Origin of the sequence: Streptomyces griseoloalbus, from assembly GCA_014650015.1 — a bacterium.
Lineage (GTDB): Bacteria > Actinomycetota > Actinomycetes > Streptomycetales > Streptomycetaceae > Streptomyces > Streptomyces griseoloalbus.
On record BMUD01000010.1, the window covers coordinates 151,967 to 169,119 of the forward strand.

6 protein-coding genes are annotated in these 17,153 nt (G+C 74.2%); 4 read left to right on the plus strand and 2 right to left on the minus strand.

The window, feature by feature from the left end; translation table 11 throughout:
• Positions 1-335 precede the first annotated feature (335 nt).
• Complete coding sequence (locus IE178_RS17440; RefSeq protein WP_193512950.1) at positions 336-899, plus strand: tellurite resistance TerB family protein; 564 nt, start codon at positions 336-338, stop codon at positions 897-899.
• Here IE178_RS17440 and IE178_RS17445 read toward each other — a convergent pair.
• Positions 876-12,911, minus strand: coding sequence for a non-ribosomal peptide synthetase/type I polyketide synthase (locus IE178_RS17445; RefSeq protein ID WP_193512951.1), 12,036 nt, complete (start codon positions 12,909-12,911; stop codon positions 876-878). The genes IE178_RS17440 and IE178_RS17445 overlap by 24 nt on opposite strands.
• 156 nt (positions 12,912-13,067) lie before the next feature.
• Between IE178_RS17445 and IE178_RS17450 the strand changes: the two genes are divergently transcribed.
• Positions 13,068-14,513 carry a WGR domain-containing protein gene (locus tag IE178_RS17450; RefSeq protein ID WP_184765221.1) on the plus strand — a complete coding sequence of 482 codons (1,446 nt, stop codon included), beginning with the start codon at positions 13,068-13,070 and terminating at the stop codon, positions 14,511-14,513.
• Positions 14,514-14,594: 81 nt separating this feature from the next.
• Here the strand turns inward: IE178_RS17450 and IE178_RS17455 are convergent, their stop codons facing one another.
• A complete protein-coding gene (locus tag IE178_RS17455) occupies positions 14,595-15,332 on the minus strand; it encodes a D-Ala-D-Ala carboxypeptidase family metallohydrolase (protein ID WP_229875787.1) in 738 nt (245 codons plus the stop codon).
• Between the two features lie 237 nt (positions 15,333-15,569).
• On the opposite strand from IE178_RS17455, the gene IE178_RS17460 reads away from it, so the two are divergent.
• Positions 15,570-16,292, plus strand: coding sequence for an FAD binding domain-containing protein (locus IE178_RS17460; protein ID WP_184765223.1), 723 nt, complete (start codon positions 15,570-15,572; stop codon positions 16,290-16,292).
• Positions 16,293-16,426: 134 nt separating this feature from the next.
• Entirely contained in the window at positions 16,427-16,960 is a 534-nt protein-coding gene (locus IE178_RS17465) for a hypothetical protein (RefSeq protein WP_184765224.1), read from the plus strand.
• Positions 16,961-17,153: the final 193 nt, after the last annotated feature.

Genomic DNA, 17,153 nt, shown 5'->3' on the forward strand with positions numbered 1-17,153 from the left:
GCTCAGTGTTGGGTTGGGCCGCGGTGGTCGTCAATGGTTTCGACATCTGCTGCGAAAAGTTCAGCCATAGTCATGGCTGTCGTGCTGGACATAAGGCCAGTTCACGGCATCCTTGTGATGGTGTACTCAAGGACTGACGTCGGAACGCAGGATTCCAAGATCGGAATACCGGTCTCTTGGCATCGAAAGTTTCGATGTACTTCCGATCGGATTTTGCCTTGCTTTTGCCCTCCGGGAACATGGTCGCGGCCGCGTCCGTTGACCGGACGGACCGTAAAGATCCGGGACTGACACCAGGACCGGTCGGACAGCAACAGATGCCGAGGTGGCACCAAGTGGCGATGTGGGATCGGCTCAAGGACCAGGCCAGGACTCTCCAGCAGTCCCAGGGCGCAAGGGCGGGAGGCGCACAGCCGCCGCAGGCGCGGGGGCAGGGGCACGGCTCGTCCTCCGGCGGCTCCAAGGCGCAGCTGATGGGGCTGTTCAAGTCCCAGCTCGCGTCGGCCAAGGCCGAGCTCAAGAGCGGCGCCTACCGGGACGCCAGCATGGCGATGTGCGCGCTGGTCGCCGCGGCCGACGGACGGGTCGAGCCGGCGGAGCGGCAGCGGGTGGAGGAACTGATCGTCTCCAACGAGGTGTTGCAGAACTTCCCGGCGGACCAGCTCCGCAAGCGGTTCAACGAGCATGTGGACCGGCTCACGTCCAGCTTCGAGCTGGGCAAGGCGCGGGCGCTGGAGGACATCGCCAAGGCGGCGAAGAAGCCGGTCGAGGCCCGGGCGGTCGTCCAGACCGGCATCGTCGTCGCCGGTGCCGACGGCAGCTTCGAGCCGGCCGAGCAGTACGCCATTCGCGAGGCCTGCTCGGCCCTCGGACTCTCACCGACGGAGTTCGGTATCTGACGGCCTCTCCCGGCGAGCGGAGCCCGCCGCCGTGTCGAGGGTGTGGCCGAGCAGGTGCAGCGGGGCCGCCGTGATCCCGGCTCCTTCCATGGCCTCCCAGTGGGCGCGCGCCGCCGCCGCGTCCACCAGGCCGTGCACCGGCGGCAGCCGGTGACCCGCGGCGTGCAGCAGGGACTCGGTGCGGCAGGAGGCCAGGGTTCCCTCGATCCAGGGCTGGGCGAGATGGCCGGCCGCCGCAGCGGCCGGGAGGTCGGAGGCGACTTCCCGGTCGGTGCGGCCGACATGCAGCAGGCCGCCGCCCAGGACCAGCACGTCGCGCCGTTCACGCATGCGGGCCAGGGCCCGCTCGGTGTCGAAGCAGTGCGGGAAGGAATCGTCGACCACGACGGCACCGGGCCGGAGCCGGTCGACGTCGAGCACGGCGGTCGCACCGCTGACCGCCGTCACGAGCAGATCCGCGCCGTGGACCGCTTCCGGCAGCATCCCCTGTGACTCGGCGATCGCCACGTCGCCGGCCAGCCCGCGTTCGCGCAGCCGGCGTCCGAATTCCGCCAGCCGTGGTCCACTGCCCCGCACATCGCACAGCAGCAGTCGCCGCGGCGGACGAGCCGCCAGGGACAGCAGCAGTTCGAGCGAGGAGGCACCGATCGAACCCAGCCCCGCGAACGCCACATCGAGGTCCGCCAGATCCCGGCCCGTGGCCTCGAGCGCGGCGTGCACGGTCCTGACCACCGACACCACCGTCGCCGCGTGCCCCGTCGTCACCGTCGACGGGTACTGCTGGAACCGCAGCACCTCGAAGCCGTAACCGGTCAGCGACGGGATCATGCCGGCGAGGGACACACAGCGCGCGCCCAGGGAGGCGGCCAGCGACACCGCACGAGCGGTGTGGCCCACCAGACCGGCCTCCCGGCCGAGTTCGTCGGCGAAGAGCGGGACGCAGACGAAGCCCGACCGGCCCAGCGGTGTCCCCACCGTCTCCAGCAGCCGCGGGCCACCGTCGGGGAACAGCAGGTCACGCACCTCGGCCCGCGGCAGCGCCCCCTCGGGCAGTCCCGCCAGCCGCGCGAGATGGTCCGGCGCGGGCAGATAGCCGACGAGCGCCGCGTCCATCGTCTCCCGCCGCCTCCTCGGCGAGGGCAGCTGGGCTTCGTGTCCTGCCGCCGCCCGTATCAGACGGTCGCGTACCGAGCGGGCGAAGCCGTCCAGCGCGGCCGGCGAGAACGCGGCGGCCGCGCCACGGACCGTGACCCGCAGTCCGTCACCGTCGGGCCGCACCGCCATGAACAGGTCCGTCGTGGACGACGGCGGCAGAAAGGTGCTGTCGCCCCCTTCCCACGAGACCCGCAGCGCGCCGTCGCCCCGGGGCGCCAGCGCGGCGAAGTCCAGGTAGGTGAAGAAGAACTGCGAGGTCACGGGCAGCCCGTCGGCGTGCCGCGGCACCACGTCCTCGTGGGCCCGCGCCTCCTCGGCCTCCGCCGCGATGCGGCGCAGAGCCGCACCGAAGTCACCGTCCCCGAGCGGTGATGCGGCCGCACCGGCCGGCCTCACCGGCACGGCGGTGGCGAACGGCCCGAAGATTTCGTGCGCGCCGGGCAGCGCCCGGTCCCGGCCGCTCACCGCCAGGCCCACGATCAGGTCAGGCCGGCCCGTCACCGCAGCCAACTCCTGGTAGTAGGCGGTCAGCAGTGGTGCGTACAGCGTGGTCCGCGCGGCCGAGGCGACCGTGCGCAGCACGGCCGTCAGGGACGCGTCGAGCGTGAACTCCGCCGAGTCGAACCGGACGTCACCGTTCGCGGCGGCGGTACGCAAGCCCGGCGGCCGGTACGGTGCGCTCAGCCGGACGGAGCGGGCCCGGTGCTCCACCGAGGCCGGCGTGCCGGTGCCACTGTCGGTGTCGGTGTCGGTGTCGGCAGCGCGCGTCGCGGACGCCGCCTGCGCCAGGACGTGGTCGCGGAAGCCGGTCCGCGGCGCGGGCGGCCGAGGCGGGGCGCCGTCGGCCAACCGGCTGTACACCTCGGTGAGTTCCCGCATCAGCAGCGCCGCGCTGTAACCGTCGCCGATGAGGTGGTGCGCGTGCGCCAGCAGGACGTGCCGGTGCGGGTCGAGGGTGAGCAGCCGAAGGCGCAGCAGCGGCCACGCCCAGGGTTCCAGACGCCGCTCCGCCTCGGACGCGGCCCGCTCGTCCACCTCGGAGAGGTCGCCGACCGTCTCGAAGGCGACCGGCAGCCGCAGCGATCGGGGCAGCTCCTGCTGGACGGGCGGACGGGCACCGGCGGGAAAGACGGTGCGCAGCATGCCGTGCCGCTCCACCAGCACGTCCACCGCCCGCTGGAAGACATCCGGATCCAGCGGTCCCGACAGCCGGAGCCGCGCAAGCCACGTCCCGCCGCCCGGCGCGATCGCCTCGGCGAGCAGGAACCCACGCTGGCCGGGGGTGACGGGGAACGGGGCCGTGTCGTCGTCGGCGGCCGGAACGGGCGGGGCGGCCGGTCCGGCCGTGATCACGGAGTCCCGCCCTGCGGTGACGGCGTCCACGGCCTGCGCCAGCGCGGCGAGCGTGCGGTGACGGTAGATCACGGTCGGCCGGGGCAATGGGCCCGCGTGCTCCGCGAGCCGCGCGAACACCTGGAGCACGAGCAGCGAGTCGCCGCCCAGCGCGAAGAAGTCGTCCTCCCGGCACACGCCGGTCACCCGCAGGATCTCCGACCAGATCGCCGCCAGCCGCCGCTCGGTCGCCGTGGCGGGGGGAGTCCCCCCGGCACCGGACGACGTGTCCGGCCCTTCGGCAACCACCCCGGTGACCCGCGTCAACGCCGACCGGTCGACCTTGCCGGTTCCGGTCAGCGGCAGCGCGTCGACGAACGTGATCCGTGCCGGGACCATGTACGACGGCAGCAGCCCGGCCAGATGCCGGCGCACCTCACCGGCGGACGGCCGCCCGGCACCGGCCCGCGCGGTGACGAAGGCGAGCAGCCGCCCCTCGCGCGCGATCACCACGGCCCCCGCGACACCGGGACATGTCTGGAGCACGGCCTCGACCTCTCCCGGCTCCACCCGGTTCCCACGGATCTTCACCTGGTCGTCGATCCGGCCCAGGAACTCCAAGGCACCGTCCGCGGACCGGCGCACCCGGTCCCCGCTGCGGTACCAGCGCCGCCCCGCGCGCAGCGTGAACGCCCGTGCGGTCAACTCCGGTTCGCCCAGGTAGCCGGGCGTCAGGCCGACGCCGGCGATGAGGAGCTCCCCGGCCTCGCCCACCCCGCACACGGCACCGTCGGCGTCGACCACCTCCAGCTCGGCCCCGGCCGCGGGACGCCCGATCGGCAGCCGCCGTACCTCCTCGCCGGGGCGCGCGTCGACGATGTGGCACGTGGCGTTGACGGTCGTCTCGGTCGGCCCGTACAGATTCGCGATCCGCGTGCCGCTCCCCAACAGGTCGAACCACCGGCGCACATGGTCCACGGGCAGCGCCTCACCGCCCACGTGCACCCAGCGCAGCGCGGACAGGTCCACCGGCCCCGCCCCTCGCCCCGCCCGGGCCTCGGCGGCCGACAGCACCTGCTCCCACAGCGTCGGAACCGAGCTCCACACGGTCACCCGCGTCCGCTCCACGTGCTCCAGCAGCAGCTCGGGGTCCCGCAGCAGGTGCCGTGGCACGGTCACCACGGTGCCGCCGGCCAGCAGCGGCGCGAGCAACTGGCGTACCGAGGCGTCGAAGCACGGCGACGCCGTCTGCGCGAGGCGGTCCTCGGCCCCGTACCCGAAGGTGTCGACGGCCCAGTCGAGGTAGTTCTCCATCGCCCGGTGGGTGATCGGCACCGCCTTCGGGCGTCCGGTCGACCCCGAGGTGAAGATGACGTACGCGATCGCCCCGGCGTCGGAGGCGGCGACGAGACCGCCGTGGTCCGCCGGTGCCTCCCAGGGACCCTCGGTCGCCACCGTCCGTACGCCGCTCAGCGCCCCGGCGATGCCCAGGGTGGGGGAGTGGCACACCACCGTGGTGGCGCCCGTACGGGTCAGCTGATCGGCGAGCCGTGCCCGGGGATGCTCCGGATCCAGCGGGACCCAGCCGGCCCCGGCCCGCAGGATGCCCACCACACCCACCACGGTGTCCGCGCCCGGCTCGGTGAGCAGCCCGACCAGGTCACCCCGTCCGACGCCGAGCGCGCGCAGCCGCGCGGCGAGCAGGGCCGAGGCGCGGTCGAGCGCCCCGTAGGTGAGGGACACCTCGCCCGCGTCGACGGCGATCGCGCCGGGGCGCGCACGGAACCGGTCCAGCAGCCGGGCGGCCAGGGGACGGCTCCCGTCGGTCCGCTCGCGCGGCGCCGGTTTTGCGGGCGCGTCCTGCGTGCGCAGCGCCGCCGCCAGTTCCGCGCGGAACTCCCGGTCCAGACCGGCCACGGTCGCCCGCTCGAACAGCGGCGCGGGGAAGTTCCACGACATGCGCAGCACCGGACCGTCCGCCCAGCACAGCAGCGTCAGCCTGGTCGCGGCCGACCCGGTGCCGGCCGCGGTCGCCCGCACCTCCACCGGGCAGCCCGTGGCGGCCGCGGCCGGGAAGCGGGCGAAACTGAAACCCGCCGGGCTCACCGTGCGGGGACCGTCACCGGCGGCGGGCAGCAGCCGCGCAAGGTCCAGGCTGCTCAGCCCGGCGTGCCGCTCGCTGTCCAGCCACACGCGGCGCAGCCGCTGCGCCAGCGTCGTGACCTCGTCGTCGACCGCCACCTCGCACAGCAGCGGAAGGGTGTCGGCGAGCGGCCCGACGAGCCGCTCCACCCCGTCGAAGCGGTCGTCCCGGCCGGCCCTGGCCACGTTCACGGCGACGTCCCGGCGCCCCGTCCACCGTGCGAGGCAGCGCACGTAGGCGGCGAGGAGCAGATGGAACACGGACACACCGTGCGCGGCGGCCAGTCGTCCCAGCCCGGCGGTCGCGTCCGTGTCGAGCACGCCGTGGTGCTGCACGATCGGGCCTGTCGCCGGCGCCTCGGGATCGCCGTCGTAGGGCAGCCGCAGCGGTTCACCGCGCGCGGCGAGACGCTCCGCCCAGTAGGTCTGGACGGCATCCGCCACACCGGGACGCCTCGTGCTCGCCGCGTACCGGGCGAAGTCGGGCGCGGGGAGCGCCGCCGGCGCCGCGCGTTCTCCGTTCCACAGCGCGGTGTACGAGGCCCACAGCTCCTCGGCGAGGATGTTCAGGCTGTACCCGTCGGCCGCCGCATGGTGCACGACCAGCAGCAGATGGGCGAGCCCCGGCTCCTGGCGCAGCAACGTGGCGCGCACCGGGGGGCGCGCCGCCAGGTCGAAGGGCCGGTTGCACACGTCCGCCTCGATGCCGGCCACGTCGTCGGCGGCGCAGTCGAGCACCTCGTACCAATCCGCCACCGCGACCGGCGGCGTCACGCGCTGCATCGGCTCGGGGCCCGAGTCGTCCACGCGCAGCCGCAGCATGCCGTGCCGTTCGGCCAGGGCCGACAGTGCCCGGCCGAGGAGGCCGGGGTCGAGGGGGCCCCGGACCGTCAGCCGCAGATGACCGCGGGCCTGGACGTCCGGGTGGAGCCGGCTGCTGGTGTGCAGCGCGAGCTGAACGGGCGTCAGCGCGAACGGCGCCTCCTGCGGGCGGTCCGCCGTCCGATCGCCGAGGTGGGCGGCGAGTTCGCGTATCGTCCGGTGTTCGAAGAAGAGCGTGGTGGGCAGGTCCCGCCCCAGCTTCCGCTCCAGACGCTTGACGAGATCGACGGCGCCCAGCGAATCCAGTCCGAGGGTCAGGAACGGCGTGTCGTCGTCGACCGCCGATGCCGGGATCCCCAGGGACTGCGCCAGGAGTTCCCTCAGCACGACGGCCGCACCGGACGTGACCGATGGCCGAACCGACGCGCTAGCGGTCCGCTCCACAGCCGGACGTGCCACGGATACCGGATCGGATGCCGGATCGGATGTCGCATGGAGCGCCGGGCCGGATGCGGGATCGGGCGCCGGGTGGGTGGTCGAGTCGGATGCCGGAGCGAGTGCCGGGCCGGATGTCGCATGGAACGCCGCGCCGGATGTCGCATTGGGCGCCGGACCGGGCGCCTGATCGGCCAGGATCACCTGTGACACGTCCCTGCCGCACGCCGACCGCAGTGCCGCCAGTGCGGGCACCGTCGACAGCGGCCGGCCCGCGGCGCCCGCCAGAGCACCGGAGCCCCCGGCGGCGAGGCCCGTCTCGCGGAACGGACCGAAGTTCACCGACAGCCAGGGGCGGCCCGCAGCGCGCTCGGCCGCGGCGAACGAGTCGAGGAACGCGTTGGCCGCCGCGTAGGCGCCCAGCGCGCCGGCCAGTCCGGGAAGCACCGACGCCACCGAGGAGAACGCGACACACACTCCGGGACGCTGCCCGTGCCGGTCCAGCGCCTCGGCGAGCAGGACGGTGCCGAGCGTCTTCGCCCCCAGGGCGTCCGTCATCTCCCGGACCTCCGTCCCGCGCAGAGTGCCGGGCCGGGCGACCCCGGCCGCGTGGAAGACGGCATCCAGCGGCGGCAGCCCGGCCACGAGCCGCTCGACGTCCTCCGGCACGGTGAGGTCGGCCACGACGTAGCGGGCGTCCGCGCCGAGAGTGGCGAGCTCCTCCAGCACGCCCTCGGGCGGGCGGGAGGAACGTCCCGCCAGCACCACAACGGGCCGTCCACGGCCCGCGAGTTCCCGGGCCAGAGCGGACCCGATGCCTCCGCCGCCGCCCGTGATCAGGTACGCCCCGTCGGCGGGCAGCCGGTCCGCGCCGGCCGGTCCCCCCTCGCCCCCCGGCACGACCGCCCGCACCCAACGCCGCCCCTCCCGCCAGGCGACCGTCCCGTCCGCCGGCGGCGCCGCGGCTTCGGCGACCAGCGCCCGCAGCCGCTGCTCCTCGTCGTCGAGGGAGGAGAGATCGACCCAGTTCGCGACCACCCCCGCCGACTCCTCGGACACGGCCAGGGAGAGTCCGCCGAGGATCGCCTGGGCCGGGTCCGGACGCTCCACGCCGAGCCCGGTGACGTGCGCGTCCCGGGTCACGACCAGAAGCCGGCGCGCACCGGTCCGGTCGAGCAGCGCGAGCGCCTCGCGCAACGCCGTGACCGCCTCGCGCTGCCCCTGTTCGAGGTCCGCGACGGTCCGGGGCCGGGACACCCCGCCGAGCAGGATCACGGTCCGCGGGGCGTCGGCGTCACCGGTCCCCGTGACCGCGCGCACGCCCCGGGCGGCCAGACCGTCCGCCAGCCGCCGCACCGCCGCCCCGGCCGCACCGCTCACCACCACGGCACCGGTCGGCTCCTCACCGGACAACGGCGCCGACCGCCACACGACGTCGTGCAGCAGCCCGTGCGGGGCGGGCTCGGGCCAGTACCTGCGCCGCCGGTACGGGTAGGGCGGCAGCGGCACCCGTCCGCCTCCCGCGTCGAGCACGGTACGGTCCACCGGCACACCCCGGACCCACAGCCGTGCCACCGTCTCCAGCAACTCCCGCGCCCCACCCCGCGCGTCCCCGGCACCGTACGGATCCACCGGCGCGGACATCACGAGGACCTCGCCGCCGGCTGCGGCCGCCCGTATCGAACCGGCGAGGTTCTCACCCGTACCGAGCTCCACGAACGTGTCGTAACCCTCCTCCACCAGACGCGCCACGGCCCGGTCGAACCGCACCGGCCGCAGCGCGTGTTCGCGCCAGTGGTCCGGATCCATCGGCGGCTGCCACGCCGCGGTGAGCGTGCTCATCACCGCCACGGAGGGCGACGCCGGCGCCAGCCCGCGCGCCGCGTCCGTCAGGGCCTGCGCGACCGGCTCCATCAGCGGGGAGTGAAAGGCGCGTGACACCCGCAGCGGGTGCACCGTCGCACCCCGCTCGCCGAGCCGCGCGGACGCCTGGCGGACCGCGTCGGGCGTTCCGGAGATCACCAGCCGACCGGGCCCGTTGTACGCCGCGACCGCCAATTCCCCGCCGCGGGCGTCCACCAGGGCGGCCACCTCGTGCTCCTGTGCACCCCGTACGGCGGCCATGGCGCCCGGTGCGGTCGACCCGCCCATGAGCCGGCCCCGTTCCGCCGCGAACGTCACCGCCTCGCGCAGCGACAGCGAGCCTCCGACACACGCGGCCGCCAGTTCTCCGACACTGTGCCCGACGACCGCGTCGGGGCGTACGCCCCATGCCATCAGCTGCCGGGCGAGGGCGACGCCGTGCGCGACGAGCAGCGGCTGCGCCACCTCCGTCGCGGCCAGGTCGTCGGCGGCCACCTCGCCGTCGACGCACCAGTCCGCCAACTCCCGCCCGCGCACTGCCCCGACCAGCGCCGACGCCTCGTCGAGCGTGTCGCGGTACACCGGTGCCGTCGCGTACAACGCCCGGCCCGGACCCGGGCGCAGAGCCCCCTGACCGGGCAGGACGAAGACGGTCCGGGGGCGGCGCGTCACCGTCCCCGTGATCACGCCCTGCCGCGCCGGCCCCTCGGCGGCGCACGCCGCCGCGAGCCGCTCACGCAGGTCGCCGTCGGCCACCAGCGCGAGGCGGTGGGGGCGGTCGTCACGTGCTGTTCCGGCGACCCGGCAGACGTCGGCTTCGTCGAGTTCCGGGTGGTCGCGCAGATGCTCCCCGAGACGCGACGCCCAGGCCGCCAGCCCTTCCGCGCTGCCCGCCGACAGGGTCAGCAGATGCGGGCCGCCGCCGCCCCGGCGCGGGGCACGCACCGGGGCGGGCGGGGCCTGCTCCAGGACGGCGTGCGCGTTGGTGCCGCCGAATCCGAACGCATTGACGCCCGCCCTGCGTGGTCCGCGGGACTCCCAGTCGGTCGGCTCGGTGACCAGGGCGAACCCGGATTCCGCCACCGCACGGGAGGGGGAGGCGTGATGCAGGGACGCGGGCAGCCGACCGTGACCGAGGGCCAGGACGACCTTCACCAGCGAGGGCAGCGCGGCGGCGTTCAGCAGATGCCCGACGTTGGTCTTCACCGAGCCGAGCAGCCGGGGCCGGCCGTCCGGGTGGGGCGGGAAGGCGTGCGCCAGGGACCGCAGTTCGATGGGGTCGCCGACGGCGGTACCCGTGCCGTGCGCCTCGACGTACGTCACCGACGCCGGGTCGACCCCGCAGTCCCGGTAGGCCCGGTCGATCACCTCGCGCTGGCGCAGCGGATTGGGCGCCAGCAGGCTCAGGGACGTGCCGTCGTTGTTGACGGCGGTGCCGCGGACGACGGCCAGCACCTCGTCCTCGTCGCGGTGGGCGTCCGTGAGCGGCCGCACCACGAGGGCCGCCCCGCCCTCGCCCGGCACGAACCCGTCCGCCGCGGAGCTGAAGGCGCGGCTGCGTCCGGTCGGCGACAGGGCCCGAGCCGCCTCCAGGGCTTCGTGCGCGGCCGGGGTGAGATGCAGGTTGACCCCGCCGACGACCGCCAGGTCGCACTCACCGTCCGCGAGGCTGCGCCGGGCCAGATGCAGCGCCACCAGGCCCGAGGAGCAGGCGGTGTCCACGGCGAGCGCCGGACCGTCCAGATCGAGGCAGTGCGCCACGCGGGCGGCGACGAGGTTGGGCAGGGTGCCGGTCAGTGCGGCCTCGGCCGGGGGCGCGGCGCCGGGCGCGGCATCGGCGAGGATTTGCCGGTAGCCGCTGTCGCCGACGGCGGCGAAGACGCCGATCCGCAGGCCCCGGCGGCGCGGTCCGGCGTATCCGGCGCGTTCCAGTGCCTCGTGGGCGAGTTCGAGGAAGACACGCGCCTGCGGGTCGAGCGCGCGGGCTTCCTCGGCCCCGATCCCGAAGTGGTCGGCGTCGAGGGCGGCGGGGTCGTCCAGGAAGGCCCCCCAGCGTCCCCCTTCCGCCGCTGGAGCACGGCCGGCCGTGCTCCAGCGGTTCGCGGGCACCGCGGTCACGGCGTCGCGGCCGGCCGCCAGCAGATCCCAGAACTCCTCCGGCGTACCGGCCCCGGGGAACCGGCACGCCAGCCCCACCACGGCGGTCACCGATCCCTGCGCCGGCGCCGCGCCGTCCGCCGCCCGGCGCTGCGACGGCCGTTGCCCCGCTGTGTCCGCGACCGCGTCCAGGAGGTGGTCGGTGAGGGTGGCGACGGTGTCGTTGCGCATCACGGCCGGGCGGAGGGTGACGCCCAGGGCCGACTCCAGTCCGGCGAGCGCCTCCATGGCCTTGAGCGAGCCGCCGCCCAGTTCGGCGAAGCGGTCCCGGTCCCCGAAGGACGGTTCCGGCACCTCCAGCACCTTCGCCCAGACCTCCCGCACCACGCGCCGCACCTCCGCGCGGGAACGGGGCACCGGCGCCGGACGCCCGGACGGCCGCCGTGATCCCCCGGACGACGGCCGCGGTTCCTCGGACAGCCGCCGAGGTCCCTCCACCGGCCCCCGGCCCGTCGTGCCCGCCCCGGCGCCGGAGGAGAACGCCGGCCGGTACGTCCCCGCCTCGAACCGTGCACGCATCCGCTGCCGCTGCACCTTGCCGCTGGTCGTGCGCGGGAACGCGGACGGCGGCAGCGCGAGCACACGTACGTCGTCGTGTCCGAGCGCCGCGCGGACCCGCCCCGCGACCCGGTCCAGCACACCGGTGGCGGTACGCGGCGGCCGCGCCCAGGCGACGAACACCACCACCCGCTCGCCGCCCGTCTCCGGGTCGGTCGACCCGATCACCACCGTCACCCCGGGCGGCACCCCGGGCGTGGCGGCCACGACCTCCTCCAGGTCCGGGGCGTGGAACGTACGGCCGTTGACGAAGAGGACGTCCTTGTGCCGGCCGCTGACACACAGCCGGCCGTCGCGGAGGAAGCCGAGGTCACCGGTGCGCAGCCAGCCGTCGGCGAAGGCGGCCGCCGTCACCTCGGGCAGACCGTGGTAACCGCGGGCCACCTGCGGACCGCGCACCTCGACATGGCCCACTCGCCGGTCCCCCAGGGGACGGCCGCCGTCGTCGGTGATGCGCACCGAACAGCCCGGCACCGGGTGCCCGACGTCCATCAACTCCACGGCGTCGCCGCCCGGTTCCCGCTCCACCACCCGGCCGCGGCTGAGCGCGGTACGGTCCAGCACCACGGGCACGGCCACCTCGCCGAGCGGCGGAAACGCCACGGCCAGCGTCGCCTCGGCCAGTCCGTACACGGGCGTCGCCGCCCGCGGGTCCAGCCCGGCCGGCCGGGTCCTCGTGGTGAAGTCCCGCCACACCGCCGCCGAGATCGGCTCGGCCCCCACCAAAATCAGCCGTACCGCGCTCAGATCGAGCCCGGCGAACACGTCCTTCGGGACCCGGCGGACCGTCAGCGCCAGGGCGAAGTTGGCCGCGGACAGAATGGTGGCCCGGTGCGCGGCGGCCACGTCGAACCAGAGCCGGGGGTTCTTCGCGAACGACAGGGGACCGATCCTCACCTGCTTGGCCCGCGCGGCCAGCGGCGCCAGATGGGTGCCGACGAGACCCATGTCGTGGAAGTACGGCATCCAGCTGACCACCACGTCGCGGTCCGTGAGCGCCGCGGCCTCGATCAGCTGCCGCAGATTGGCCACGACGGCCGCGTGCGTCACCTCCACGCCCTTGGGCGCACCGGTGCTGCCGGAGGAGAACTGCAGGAAGGCCAGGTCGTCCGGGGCGGGAGCGGCGGGCGACTCCAGGGCCCGGGACGTCCGCAGCGCCGCCGACCGCAGAACGCGGGCGCCCGGCGGCAGTTGGCCGGCCACGTCCTCGCACCCCTCGTCCACCATGACCGGGGGACGGCCGAGATGTTCCCACACGGGGCGCACGCGCCGCACGTCGGGCGCCAGCGGCACCGGCACCAGACCGGCCGCGAGCGCGCCCCAGAACATCGGCTGGAACTCCTCACCGCGTTCCGCGAGCACCGGTACGCAGGTGCCCGGTTCGACCCCCGCCTCACGGAGCCCGCCCGCGACGCGCAGGGACTCCTCCCAGAGCCGCCGGAAGGTGACGGGCACTTCACCGCCGTCTCCCCGGACGTGGACGACCACCTGGTCGGGGGCACGGCGAGCGGCGTCCAGCAGGACGTCCAACAGCGTTGCGGCGTTCATGGATCCGTTCGTTCGTGCGGGGGCGACCGGTGCTCGGTGAGCGGCGACCGGTCGCCGGTGATGAGGCGACCGACCCATTGTCAGTGGCTCCGCCTACGGTTTGATCAGTAGGACCCGGCGGAGCGGCCGCGGGTTCCGTCCCGGGAGGGGTTCGCCATGTCCACCGTGTCGACGACGACGTATCTGGAGCTGTCGCAGGAGGGTGGCGGCGCGCACAAATTCTACGAAGTGAGCGTCGACGGACCGGTGGTGACGGTGCGCTACGGCCGGATCGGTGCGCCGGGGCAGACCCAGACGACGACGTTCCCCTCGGTCGCGAAGGCGCAGGCCGCCGCCGCGAAGAAGGTGGGGGAGAAGGTCCGCAAGGGCTATGCCCCGGCGGTGCCCGGTCAGCGGGCCCCGAGAGCGGTGACGCGCCGTCAGGTGGCTTCGGCCCCGTCCACCGCGCGCGCCGTGGCTCCCGTGCTGTGGCGGTTCGGCACCGGTTCCTCGGCGTTCGGCATCCATGTGGACGACGACCGCTGCTGGGTCGGCAACCAGGCAGGTGACGTCTTCACCCTGGACCACGAGGGCGGCGTACTGGCCCGCTTCAGCCTGCCGGACGGCGTGAAGTGCCTGGTCGCCGACGACTTCTGGATCTACGCCGGCTGTGACGACGGCAGGGTCTACGATCTCTCCTCCAAGCTGCCGTTCGCCGCCTACGACATCGCCGCGGACGTCGACATCTTCTGGCTGGACATCCACGAGGGCGTGCTGAACGTCTCGGACCGCGACGGCCGCCTGACCGTCATCGACCACGAGGACGAGCACCAGTGGACGCGCCGCAGCCAGGGTGAGCACGCCTGGATGGTGCGCGCCGACGACCGGGCCGTCTACCACGGCCACCACCGGGGAGTGACGGCCTACGCACCGGACGGCGGGGGCGAGTTGTGGCACACCCCCACGCGCGGCGGTGTGCTGTTCGGCTGGCAGGAGGACGACACCGTCTACGCGGGGACGGCACATCGCGTGGTGCAGCGGCTGTCGAAGGCGACCGGCACCGTCGAGGCCACCTACGCCTGCGACAGCGCCGTGTACTCGTGCGCCACCTCGCCGGGCGGACGGTTCGTCTTCGCCGGGGACGCCGCGTCGTCGGTCTACTGCTTCGACCGGGACGGCACGCGCCTGTGGAAGCTCGGCACGGGAGGCGGCTCGGCGCTGTCGATGCAGTACCGCGACGAGCGGCTCTACCTGGTGACCACGGACGGTTCGCTGGTGTGCGTGGACGCGAGCGAGGCGGCCGTCTCCGCGGCGCAGCAGGGGACGGTGCCGGTGGTGCGGGACGTCAAGCTCGCCGCGGCCCTGCCGACCTACGCGCCGGCCACGGCGGTGGCAGCGGTGGCCACCGTCGACCGGGCTCCCTCCGGTGCCGTCGTCGTCGAATGCGTGCGGCACGACGGCCGGGTGCGCGTCCACGTGGTGTCCGAGGGCTACGACGGATCCTGGAACGTGCAGTTCCCGCGGGCGATACGGGAGCCCGGCGCGCGCTATGTCGTGGACGCGCTGCACCCGGCGGCCGGCGGCTTCTACCGGGTGCGGGGTGAGATCCGGCGGCTGCTGTGACCGGGACGTACGCCGTCTGCGCACGCGCTGGGGGGTTCCCCGGCAGGGGGCCGGGGAACCCCGCTCACGGCTGACGTGAGGTCAGATGCCGCAGGTCGGCGCGGACCAGTACTGGCCGCTGCGGTGGTCGAGGTGGGTGTGATCGTTGTGGTCCGGGTAGCCGGGGCCGAGGATGCCGGGGAAGCCGTGGTAGCGGGCCTGCTTGGCCAGCGTGCACAGGGAATGCGGCCCGGCGCCGAGGTCGGCCCCGTCCCCGTACAGGTGGCGGCTGCTGCCGGCGCCGCCCACGGCGTTGTTGCAGGCGTAGGAACGGAAGCCGCTGGTGACGGTGATGGGCTGGTCGCCGAGCGCGTGCCGCATGGCCTCCAGCTTCCACATCGTCCGCAGGGCGTTGGCCTTGGCCGCCGAGGCGCTGACCGCGCCGCCCGACCAGGTGGAGTTGCAGCGGTTCAGCTCACTGTAGGAGAAGTGGACCGGCGTGCAGTCGTCGTCCTGGAGGGCGTACAGCTTGTTGTAGGTGTTGGTGCCCGCCACACCGTCCGCGGCCAGGCCGTAGGCCGACTGGAAGCGCTTGAGCGCGGCTGTCGTGGCCGGCCCGAACGAGCCGTCGACGGCGAGCACGGAACCGTAGCCCGGGTAGCCGCCGAGCCGGATCTGAAGCTGGGTGACATCGGCGCCCGAGGCGCCCTGGGACAGGGTGCGGGTCCAGGTGTAACAGCCGTCGGCGTGTGCGGTTCCCGCGGTGGCGACGGTCCCCACCACGGCACCAGTCATGAGCATGACAATAGCGAGAAGTGATCGTACAGCGCGTCTGAACATGCGATCTCCGGTTCCGGGACGGGTGGTTCGGCTGAGTCACGAGCCATGTGACGCGCGTCAACCATGGAGCAAGCGTCCGCCGAGCGCAAGGTCCCGCCGATGGGCGCATGCGGCGAACCCGTGAGCCCTGTACGCGCCCCCGGGTCCCTGCGGACAATGCAGTGCCCGCGATCACCCCGAGTTGCCGGTGTCCCGTCAGTGTCCCCTCGTTCCGTCAAGGAAAGCAGGTCGACCGTCGTGCAGTTGCGTCTGCCCACCACCCTGTCCGAAGCACAGCGGTATCTGGCCGAGGGAGCCGTGCCCATCGGCGGAGCCACCCTCGTATGGGCCCTCTGGCAGCGGGACGGATTCCCCGAGCAGGCGATGTCACTGCGCGACCTGCCCGAGGCCAACCTGATAGGGCGTGAGGCGCTGGGTGCGGCCGTGCTGCTGCACCAGGTGGACGACCGGGTGCCGGACGTGCTGCGCCGGGCCGCCTCCACCGTGGGCACGGGCGCCGTACGCCGGACGGCCACCGTCGGCGGCAACATCGTGGGCAGCACCCTGCGCTGTCTGCTGCCCGCCGCCCTGGTCCTGAACGCGCGAGCGACCGTGCTGGACGGAGACGGCACGTATGAGACCGACCTGGCCGACGTGGTGGCCAAGCGTCACCTGCTGCTCGGCCTGCGCTGGCGCGACCCCGTGACCAGCGGCTACCACAAGGCGGCCGCCGAAGCGGGCGGGCCGCCGCCCCTGGTCGTCGCCACCGCCGTGCACGCCGGGAGCGACGGCCGGCACCGCCTCTACGTCGCCGTCCGGGACGGCTACGAGGTGATCAGCGAGAGCACCCCCTGCCACACCGGAGCCGAACAGGTGCTCCATGACCTGGACCGTACGGAGCTCGGCTCCCTCCCGCCGACGGCTCGCGACGCGATACGCCGGGAGGTGAGCGAGATCCTGGCCCGGCCCATCGGTCACTGAAGGTGACGTCGTCCGGGGACACCGGCCGGTCCGGGGGCCGTTCCCGGACCGCGCCCGTCCTGCGGGGACACGGATGACCGGGTCCGCCGCGATCGGGCGGGTGAGACCCGGTGGGGCCGGGTACTCGTCGGCACATGATCAGGCGTGCGCTGTGGCAGGGATTGATCGCCGGAAGCGCCGGAGGCCTCGTGATGACCCTCGGCGAAAAGCTAGAGCAGGCCGTTACCGGGCGCCCGGACTCGCATGTGCCCGCACGGGTCCTCCAGCGCCTGACCGGCCTCCCCGAACGCCCCGGCGAACAGCCGGTGGCGGTCAATCTGGCGATGCACTACGGCCAGGCCGCCCTGCTCGGTGTGCTGCGCTCGATCATGGCTCAGACCGGATTGCGCGGGCCGGTCGCCTCCGCGAAGTTCGCGGTTGTCCGGATCACCAACGACCAGATCCTCGAGAACGCGACCGGGGTCGGCGCCCCGCCCATGACCTGGCCGCGCGGGGAACGCGTCGTGGACGTCCTCCACAAGGCGGTCTACGCCTTCACGACCGGAGCCGTCGCAGACGCTCTCGCCGCCCGTCACGGTCCGGGGCCAGGACAACGCCATGCGTCGCTTCTCCCCGGACGCCACGCCGATGCCGGCCCGCTTCCGCGCCAGGACGCCTACGGCCGGTGAGCCACGTTCTTCGCTTCCGCGCGGCCGGGGGTCAGGGAGCGAGGTGGTCCGCCGGCGTGCCCAGTCCGCCGGCGGCGGCGAGGACGGCGGGGGCACAGACGGCGTGGCGTGTGAGCACCTCCCGCCGGAGCGCCGCGTAATGAGGTGACCCCACGCTTCCGTGACCTGGCCGCCCTCCGGACGCCTGCCTCGG